This window comes from Aeromonas sp. HMWF015, assembly GCF_963878965.1.
In the GTDB taxonomy this organism is placed as follows: domain Bacteria; phylum Pseudomonadota; class Gammaproteobacteria; order Enterobacterales; family Aeromonadaceae; genus Aeromonas; species Aeromonas veronii.
This window is the reverse complement of record NZ_CAWNZT010000041.1, coordinates 15,831-17,730: the sequence shown is the minus strand read 5'-3', so window position 1 is coordinate 17,730 and position 1,900 is coordinate 15,831. Positions and strand designations below refer to the sequence as shown.

Here is a 1,900-nt window from a genome sequence, read left to right as displayed (position 1 = left end):
ACGTAATGGCGCGGCAAAGCCGATTTAGTGATGCGCATCACGAAAATGGTCATTAAAAACAGAAAAGATCGAAATGTAGCCGAATTACAGCGAGCGAATGTGATCTTCATCACTGGTTGGAGAGGGGGTATGACGGGGTATCTGAGAGATGGATCACAAGACACCCCGTTTTCAGCCTAATTTGATATCAAGCTGGTAGATTGAAGTTGCTTAGACGACCGGGATGGAGGTTCGGCAAAACCGGCCATCCCGACTACCACTTTTAATCAAACAGGCTTAAAACGGGGTCCCGACATGTTATCACCGGATACCAAAGTCAAGATACAGAATTTTGGACGCTTCCTGTCCAATATGGTCATGCCCAACATAGGCGCCTTTATCGCCTGGGGCTTTATTACCGCCCTCTTCATCCCCACCGGCTGGCTGCCCAATGACACCTTGGCCAAGCTGGTCGGCCCCATGATCACCTACCTGCTGCCGCTGCTGATTGGCTACACCGGCGGCAAACTGATGGGCGGTGAGCGCGGCGGCGTGGTCGGTGCCATCACCACCATGGGTGTCATCGTGGGAACCGATATCCCGATGTTCATGGGCGCCATGATGGTCGGCCCGCTCGGTGGCTGGGCCATCAAGCGCTTCGACAAGGCGATGGACGGTCGCGTCAAGAGCGGCTTCGAGATGCTGGTCAACAACTTCTCCGCCGGGCTTATCGGCATGCTGCTGGCGATCCTCGCTTTCTTCGTGATTGGCCCCTTCGTCAAGGTGCTCTCCGGCCTGCTGGCCGGTGGCGTCGGCTTCCTGGTAGAAAACCACATGCTGCCGCTCACCTCCATCTTCGTCGAACCGGCCAAGATCCTGTTCCTCAACAACGCCATCAACCACGGCATCTTCTCGCCGCTGGGGATCCAGCAGGCGACCGAGCATGGCAGCTCCATCTTCTTCCTGATTGAAGCGAACCCGGGCCCGGGCATGGGTGTGCTGCTGGCCTACATGGTGTTCGGCCGTGGTGCCGCCAAGCAGTCCGCGGCTGGCGCCTCCATCATTCACTTCTTCGGCGGCATTCACGAGATCTACTTCCCCTATGTGCTGATGAACCCGCGCCTCATTCTGGCGGTGATCGCCGGTGGCATGACCGGGGTCTTTACCCTGACCCTGTTCAACGCCGGTCTGGTCTCCCCAGCCTCACCGGGTTCCATCTTCGCCGTGTTGTTGATGACGCCGAAAGCATCCCTGATCGGGGTCGCCCTCTCCATCATCAGCGCTACTCTGGTCTCTTTCCTGGTCGCCGCCGTGTTCGTCCGCGCCCAGCAGCCGGAAGCTGACGAGGCCGATGCCCTCGGTGAAGCCACTCGCAAGATGAAAGCCATGAAGGGCGGCAAGCCCGAAACCGCAGCGGCCAAGAAGCCGGGCGGCGAACTGATGGCGGTACGCAATATTGTGGTCGCCTGCGATGCGGGCATGGGCTCCAGCGCCATGGGCGCCGGCATGCTGCGCAAGCGGGTGCAGGCCGCCGGGCTCGATATCAGCGTCACCAACCGCGCCATCGATCAGCTCGATGATCAGGTGGACTGGGTCATCACTCACAAGGATCTGACCGAGCGGGCCCGTCGCCATGCGCCGAACGCTCATCATATTTCCCTGACCAACTTCCTCGACAACGGCCTCTATCAGGAGCTGGTACAGAGCCTGAGCCGCGCCGCCAACGATGATGTCGCCAACCCGCAGCTGCTGGTGGCCGCCAACGACGACAGCTACGAGCCGCAAGCGGCCGAAGTCTTTACCCTGAGCCGTCATGACGTGCATCTGGGACTGAAAGCGGACAACAAGGAGGCCGCCATCCTGACCGCAGGCCGACTGCTGGCCGAGCGCGGCTACGTGGCCCCCGACTACGTCAACGCCA

General features: G+C 60.0%; 1 protein-coding gene. It reads left to right on the top strand.

Going from position 1 to position 1,900, the window contains the following annotated elements:
- Nucleotides 1–294: 294 nt before the first annotated feature.
- Nucleotides 295–1,900, top strand: a 1,606-nt coding sequence (locus AACS18_RS02060; RefSeq protein ID WP_258228822.1) for a PTS mannitol transporter subunit IICBA, incomplete at its 3' end; no start/stop codon positions are given.